This window comes from Streptomyces sp. NPDC054847, assembly GCF_053610925.1.
Genome location: NZ_JBSGZJ010000184.1, coordinates 1 through 7,392 on the forward strand (window position 1 = coordinate 1; position 7,392 = coordinate 7,392).

Here is a 7,392-nt window from a genome sequence, read left to right on the forward strand (position 1 = left end):
GGCGAGGACGTCGGCGTGTTCCCAGCCGGTGCGTTCCAGCAGCAGGGCGGCCTCGTACTCGTTGGTGAACAGCCAGCGGGCGCCGTCGACGAGGTCGCGTACCTCGCTGCCTTCCAGGCGGGCGAGCTGCTGGGAGGGGTCGGCGGCGAACGGCAGGCCCAGCTCGCGGCATTCCGCCGTGTGGCGCAGCATCGCGGCCGGGTCGTTGGGGCAGACCAGGACGAGGTCGGGGCGGGCGCCGGTGGTGGTCAGGTGCCACAGGTCGATGTCGCGGGCCTCTTGCATGGCGCCCGCGTAGAAGGAGGCGATCTGGTTGGCGTCCTGGTCGGTGATGCACATGAACCGGGCGGTCTGGTGCTCGGTGGAGACCAGGACGGGGCCGGTGTCGACGCCGTGTTCCTTGAGCCAGACCTCGTACTCGGCGAAGTCGCCGCCCACGGCGCCCACCAGCAGGGGGGTGAGGCCGAGGCTGCCGAGGCCGAAGGCGACGTTGGCCGCCACTCCGCCCCGGCGCACCTCGAGGTTGTCGACCAGGAAGGAGAGCGAGACATGAGCGAGCTGGTCGGGGATCAGCTGATCCGCGAACCGGCCGGGGAAGACCATCAGATGGTCGGTGGCGATGGAACCGGTGACAGCGATGCGCACGTCAGGATCTCCTCACAGGTCGGGCGGGTCTCAGAGACCGGCCGCGGCCTTGAGCCGGTGGGCGCGGTCGGTCCGCTCCCAGGTGAAGTCGGGCAGTTCACGGCCGAAGTGGCCGTAGGCGGCGGTGGCGGCGTAGATGGGCCGCAGCAGGTCGAGGTCGCGGATGATGGCGGCCGGGCGCAGGTCGAAGACCTCGGCGATGGCCTTCTCGATGCGGTCCTGGGCGACGGTCGCGGTGCCGAAGGTCTCGACGAACAGGCCGACGGGCTCGGCCTTGCCGATGGCGTAGGCGACCTGGACCTCGCAGCGCTCGGCGAGACCGGCGGCCACGACGTTCTTGGCGACCCAGCGCATGGCGTAGGCGGCGGAGCGGTCGACCTTGGACGGGTCCTTGCCCGAGAAGGCGCCGCCGCCGTGGCGGGCCATGCCGCCGTACGTGTCGATGATGATCTTGCGGCCGGTCAGGCCGGCGTCGCCCATCGGGCCGCCGATCTCGAAGCGGCCGGTGGGGTTGACCAGGAGGCGGTAGTTGTCGGTCTCGAGCTTGATGCCGTCCTCGGCGAGAGCGGCCAGGACGTGCTCGACGACGTGTTCGCGGATGTCGGGGGTCAGCAGGGAGCCGAGGTCGATGTCGGCGGCGTGCTGGGAGGAGACGACGACGGTGTCGAGCCGGACGGGGCGGCTGCCCTGGTACTCGATGGTGACCTGCGTCTTGCCGTCGGGGCGCAGATAGGGGACGGTGCCGTCCTTGCGGACCTCGGTGAGCCGGCGGGAGAGGCGGTGGGCGAGCTCGATGGGCAGCGGCATCAGCGAGGGTGTCTCGTTGGTGGCGTAGCCGAACATCAGGCCCTGGTCGCCGGCGCCCTGCCGGTCGAGTTCGTCCGCGTCGTCGCCCGCGGCGGCGCCCTCCACCCGCTTCTCGTACGCGGTGTCGACGCCCTGGGCGATGTCGGGGGACTGCGCGCCGATGGAGACGGAGACACCGCAGGAGGCGCCGTCGAAGCCCTTGGCGGAGGAGTCGTAGCCGATGGCCAGGATCGTGTCGCGGACCAGCTGGGCGATCGGCGCGTACGCCTTGGTGGTGACCTCGCCGGCGATGTGGACCTGGCCGGTGGTGATCAGGGTCTCCACCGCGACGCGTGAGGTGGGGTCCTCGCGCAGCAGGGCGTCGAGGACGGTGTCGCTGATCTGGTCGGCGATCTTGTCGGGGTGGCCCTCGGTCACGGACTCCGAGGTGAACAGACGTCGGGACATGACTCTCCAGATGTGTGCGGTCGGTTGGACGGTCGGTTCGTCGGCTCGCTCACCGCCCGGTGGTCACCCGGCCCGGCCGGCGACGGCTTCGAGGAGGCGGGCGAGGTCGCCGGCGGCGGTCGCGGGGCCGGTGAGCACCACGAGGGGCGGCCGGCCGCCGTCGGCCGCGACGAGGCGGACGATGTCGTGGGCGGCCGGTCCGTGGCCGGAGAACCCGCCGAGCACGAGGGGACCGCCCGCGTCGGTCAGCGGCCGCAGCGCCCTGTACCGGGCGTGCGGGTCGTCGGGGACCGGGTCCAGCAGCACGAGCGCTTCGGGGCCCGTGTAGGAGCGGGCGAGCAGTTCGTAGCAGGAGCGTGGCGTGCCGTGCGCCGCGAGGAGGCAGACGGTGCCGGCGCCGGCGTCGCGGGCGGGGCGCAGGACGGTGAGGGCGGGGGCGCCGGGCGTCTCGTCGTCGGTGGCGGGCCCGGTCGGCGGCTCGAGGGTGAGGGCCGCCGTGCCGGTGTGCGGTCCGGTGCCGGCCGGCAGGGCCAGTACGTCGGCGATGGTCAAGGACTCGTCGCCGACGCGGGGCAGGTCGTGCAGCAGGTGCGCGGCGCGGCCGAGGACGTCGGTGATGCCGGTGAGCAGGGCGCGGTCGTAGGTGGCGGTCACCACGAGGGCCCCGTCGCTGTCGTGGTGGGCGGCGAGGGTGAGGGGGAACGCGGTGCGGGCGCCCTGCGGTTCGGGTGGGCCGACGCGGACGGACCGGGCGGCGAGTTCGGCGGCCGGCGGGTCCAGGGAGGGACGGCCGGCGTCGAAGACGACGAGGCTGCCCGGGTGGGCCGTCGCCCTGGCCGGGGCGTCGGTCCAGGCACGGATCTGGCCCGCGGAGACCCATTCGTACGCCGCCATGTCCAGGACCCGGTCGCGCAGTTGGGCCAGCAGGTGCGGCACGCTGGAGCGGGGGTCGACGGTGACGGTCACCGGCAGGGGGTTGCGCAGGGCGCCGGGCAGCCGCTCCACGCCCTCGAGGAGGATGCCCCGTCCGGAGACGGTCACGCTGAAGCGGACCGGTTCGGGGCGGGCCGATCCGGTGGCCGCGTACAGCAGCAGCGCCCACACGGCCTGCAGTGCGCCGCTCTCGGTGCTGCCCCAGCAGGCGGCCCACTCGCGGAGCAGGGTCGTCCGGGCGGGGGTGAGCCGCAGCCGGGCACGGCCCGTGCCGGCAGGCCCGGCGGCCGGGGTCGCGGGTCCGGCGGGCTCGGGCCAGTGGGCGGCTTCGGGCGGCGGCGCGGCGCGTGCGAAGAACTCCTTGGCCGCGGTGGTGTCCTGGCGCGCCAGCCAGGCCGCGTGGTCGCCCAGGTCGGGGCGGCGTTCGCCGCCCGGCAGCCGGCCGCCGGCCAGGTAGGCGCGGCAGAACTCCCGCAGCAGCAGCCGTACGCTCCACTCGTCGAGCAGGGCCTGGTGGTAGGTCAGCAGCAGCCGCACGGGCGGGGGCGGGTCCGATGCGGCGGGCCCGCCGTCGAGCACAGTGATGCGCAGCGGTCCGGGGCGGCGCGGGTCGAGGCCGCGTCGCCGGTCGCGTGCGACGAGCAGGTTCCAGTCGTGGGTGTGCGGCAGCCGGACGATGTCGGGGGTGACCTGTTCGTGCAGCACGATCCGGGGTTCGGGGCCGTCGTCGAAGGCGGCGCGCAGCACACTGTCCCGTTCGAAGAGGGACTGCCATGCGGCCGCGAAGAGGTCGGGATCGAGCGGCCCGTGCCAGGTCCAGGTGAGCTGTTCGACGTGCCGGTCGGTGCCGGGGTGGGCGTCGGCGTCGGCGAGCAGGTCGCGCTGGAGCGGGGCGGCCGCGACGGAACGCAGGGGCGCTCGGCCGGTCGACGCGTCCGTGAGCAGGTCGGCCAGCAGGCCGACCGGGAAGTCGCCGGAGGCGCCGGGGGTTTGGGGGGTGATGCTCAGTGCGTGCAGCCCGGGCCCCAGGTACTGGAGCCGGTGCTGCCAGGGCGGGGTGTCCGGGCGGCGGGCGGCGATCCGTTCAAGAGCGGCCTCGATGCGGCCGGTGTCCAGCGGGCCGCGCAGCTCCAGGACGGGCGGGGTGTCGTAGGGGGGTTTTCCGGGGTCGAGGACCACGGCCATCGGCTTGTCCGGCGACTTCCGGGACATGGGTGAGGAGTGATCGGTCGTCATGGTCCGTACGGGGCACGCCCCCTCCCTCCCCTCTCTGCGAGCTCGGAACGAGTATGCGAGGGCCCGCCCATACGGGCCTGATACGGCGCTGACACCGCGGTCGGACGTGCTTTTCGCCCTCCGGGGCGGCCGGGCCCCGGGTGCGTCGCGGCCCCCTCGCCCCTGCCGGGCGGGTGGTGGCGGAGGTGTGGGTCCGCGGAGGGGCACCCGGAAGCCGGACACCACGGACCGGCCCGGTCCGGAACCGCCCGAGGGCCCGTCACGGCGGGTCGAGGAGACCGGCGACGGCGCCCATGAAGCCTTCGTCGAGCATGGTGCGGGCCGCGGTGTCGCGGGAGGTGTCGAGGCCGGCGTCGTGGCAGGCCACGCTGATCAGGTAGCGGCCGAGGACACGGTGGGAGGCGAAGGCCCACTCGCCGCGGGCGGCCGGTGCGCCGTCCGGGGCGTACAGCCCGCCGGTGTCGACGCCGAAGCCGAACTCGGTGAAGCCGAGCCGCAGTCCCTGGCCGAGGGCCTTGGTGTAGGCCTCCTTGAGGGTCCACAGCCGCAGCAGTCCGGCTCTGCGCGCGTCGTCCGGCAGCGCTTCGAGTTCCGCGCGTTCGGCGGGGGTGCACACATGGCTCTGGAGCAGGTCGAACGACATGTGCCGGTCGGCGGGTTCGGCGTCGACGCCGATCCGGCCGTTGCGGCTGATGCCGACGGCGATCAGGTCGTCGGTGTGGGTGAGGCTCACGTCGATCTGGTCGAGGCCGCGCAGATAGGGCCGTCCGCCGATCTTGTAGGCGAGGTCGAGGTCGGCGGGGGCGGTGCCCAGCGCGGCGGCGGCCGTGAACTTGGTGGCCAGCCGGGAGGCGACGAAGCGGTAGCGGATGGTCGGGTCCGAGGTGTGCCGGTAGCGCTGCCAGTCACGGCCGAGCAGCGGGCGCAGCGAGGGGTCGGCGACGGCGCCGGTGAGCCATTCGCCCCACGTGGTGTGCACGACGGCGTTGCCACGCAGGTCCATGCCTTCGCGGACCCGGTCCCACGGTCCGTCGGGGCCGCTGACGTGGATCGGTTCGGTGATGCGTTCGGCGTCGGTCCACTGCGCGGGCGTCGCCTCGGTTCTCGTCAAGGGGCTGGTCCTTCCCTGTGTCGCGGCCCGTGCGGGTGTCACTGGGCGAGGGCGGTCGCGTCCAGGTCGCAGCTGCGGCCTGTCCGATAGCGGCGGACCAGTTCGTCCAGGACGTGTTCGGGGCAACTGTCGGGCAGGCGGGGCACCGGGATGCCGAGCCGTTCGCCGAGCCGGGACAGGGCGAGCACGGCCCAGGCGGGGTCGGCGAGGAAGGGGTCGGCGCCGTCCTGGCCCTCCCAGACGCCGAGGACCGCGGCAGCGGCGAGGATCAGGCTGTAGCGGTCGCTCAGGACGCACACGGCCGGGTCGGCGAGGGCGGTGGTGCCGTAGGCGGGCAGCCGGCGGCACTGGTCGCGCAGGGCGCGCAGTTCGGTGACGAACCCTTCGGCCAGGTCGGCGAGGGCGGCGATGTGCCCGCCGACACCGCGGGAGGCGCCGAGCCGGGCGGCGGAGCCGACGAGGGAGGCGGCCATGAAGTCTCCGCCGCCGGCGATGCCCAGCGACGGGTAGTGCAGCGGGGTCAGCGGGGCGCTGCGGCGGAACAGTTCGGGCGGCGGCTCCTCCTCCGCGAACCAGGAGCGTTCGGCCAGGGTGCGCAGCTGGGGGACGATCACGGCCTGGCAGGAGGCGGTTCCGGCGTGGCCGAGGCCGGCGACCGGCAGGTCCCGTACGAGTTTGTCGAGGGCGCCGTACTCGGGGCTGTCGTGTTCGTAGCCGCGTGCGCCGAGGACGGTGGCGAGCTCTTCCAGGTCCTCCCGCAGCAGGTTGGGCACCACGTACTTGACGGTGGCGGCGAAGATGTGGGCCCGGTCGGGCAGCAGGCTGAGGGCGCGCAGCGCGACGGTGGACATGCTGTCGCAGGCCAGCAGGTCGGCGAAGACGCCGGTCAGCGGTTTGTGCCAGCGGCGTGCGACGGGGCCGCTGCGGCCGGTGGTCGCGGCCCGTACGGCGGAGTGCAGGACGGTGTCGGCGGCCGCGGTGACCACGCCGCAGATCAGGCTGCGGTTGACCTGGAAGGTGCGCAGGGCCAGGGTGACGCCGTCGCCGGTGCCGCCGACGAGGGCGTCCCCGGGAACGGCGTAGTCGGTGAACTCCAGCCCCGAGAAGAGCGCTCCGCGCATGCCCGGGGTGGTGACGCGCGGCAGGTGGCGTACGGCCGGCGGCTGTTGCGGGGCCCGGTCGGGGTCGAGGAGGAGCACGGAGTGGCTGCGTGGTCCGCGGGCGGGGGCGGTGCGTGCGTAGACGATCTGCGCGTCGGCGCGTGCGGCGTTGATGATGACGTCCTTGCGGCCGTCGAGGCGGTAGTCGCCGTCCGCCGCGGTGCGGGCGGTGAACTCGTGCCGCAGGATCGCGTTGGAGTGGGCGAGTTCGTGGTGCAGGATCGTGGCCCGCCCGCCGCTGAGGAGCAGGTCCGCGAGGTGACGGCGCTGTCGGTCGGTGCCTGCCGCCCATACGGCGCCGGCGGCGAACAGCGAGGTGATACCGGCGCCGAAGCCGAGGGCGACGTCGCGGCGGAACAGGGGGCGCAGGACGCGTGCGAGCAGGTCCGCCCGGGTGAGCCGGCCGCCGTACTCGGCGGGTACGAACTCGGCGCCGAGCCCCGCCCGGGTGAGCAGGCTCTCGGTCTCCGCGGGCGGGGTGCGCCGGTCGTCGGCGGCGAACAGGGCACGCAGTCCGTGCGGGTTGGCGGGGTCGTACGGGTCGCCGAGGAGCATCTCGAGCCGGGCGGCGCGCCGGACCGCGTCCGCCTCCGCGTCCACGTCCGGTGCCGGGGCCGGGGCCGGTGTCCGGCCTCGCTCACGGCCGGGGTCGCGGGCCGGGTCCCGGTCCCGGGCCGTGTGCCGGTCGGGGTCCCGGGCCGGCCGGCCCGCGGCGTGCGCGGCAAGCGCCGGGACGGCGACGGCACTCGCATGCGGCGGGTGAGCGTTCTGATCCAGCACCTCGAACACTCCTTACTCTGCACGTACGCAGGACTTTCGGTGAGGGCGGTCGAGGACCGGTGGACCGGCGCTCGACGTGGGGTCCGGGTCCCGTGGACACGAACCCACCCAGGGCTTTCTGTCCGCAAATCACATCCGCAGTTCAACGGTCCGGGCCGGATTCGCGATCGAGCATGGCGCGAGCGGTGTTCGAGCGTGACGCGAGGGAAATTCGAGTGCGTCTCGAGCGGACCTCCGTCCGCCCTTCCGCCGGGCACGAGGAAGGGCTGCGGC

5 protein-coding genes are annotated in these 7,392 nt (G+C 74.1%); all 5 read right to left on the reverse strand.

Features of this window, described 5'->3' with window-relative positions:
- On the reverse strand, nucleotides 1-645 hold a 645-nt coding region (locus ACWGH4_RS19345), incomplete at its 3' end, for a PfkB family carbohydrate kinase (protein ID WP_453462207.1).
- Nucleotides 646-675: 30 nt separating this feature from the next.
- Nucleotides 676-1,899 (reverse strand): methionine adenosyltransferase, encoded by a 1,224-nt coding sequence (metK, locus tag ACWGH4_RS19350; RefSeq protein WP_453462210.1) that lies wholly within the window; start codon nucleotides 1,897-1,899, stop codon nucleotides 676-678.
- 63 nt (nucleotides 1,900-1,962) lie between these two features.
- Nucleotides 1,963-4,068, reverse strand: coding sequence for a condensation domain-containing protein (locus ACWGH4_RS19355; protein ID WP_453462213.1), 2,106 nt, complete (start codon nucleotides 4,066-4,068; stop codon nucleotides 1,963-1,965).
- 259 nt (nucleotides 4,069-4,327) lie between these two features.
- Nucleotides 4,328-5,179, reverse strand: a complete 852-nt coding sequence (locus ACWGH4_RS19360) for a 4'-phosphopantetheinyl transferase superfamily protein (RefSeq protein WP_441267573.1) — start codon at nucleotides 5,177-5,179, stop codon at nucleotides 4,328-4,330.
- A 38-nt stretch (nucleotides 5,180-5,217) separates the two neighbouring features.
- Nucleotides 5,218-7,119 (reverse strand): acyl-CoA dehydrogenase, encoded by a 1,902-nt coding sequence (locus ACWGH4_RS19365; RefSeq protein ID WP_453462216.1) that lies wholly within the window; start codon nucleotides 7,117-7,119, stop codon nucleotides 5,218-5,220.
- Nucleotides 7,120-7,392 lie beyond the last annotated feature (273 nt).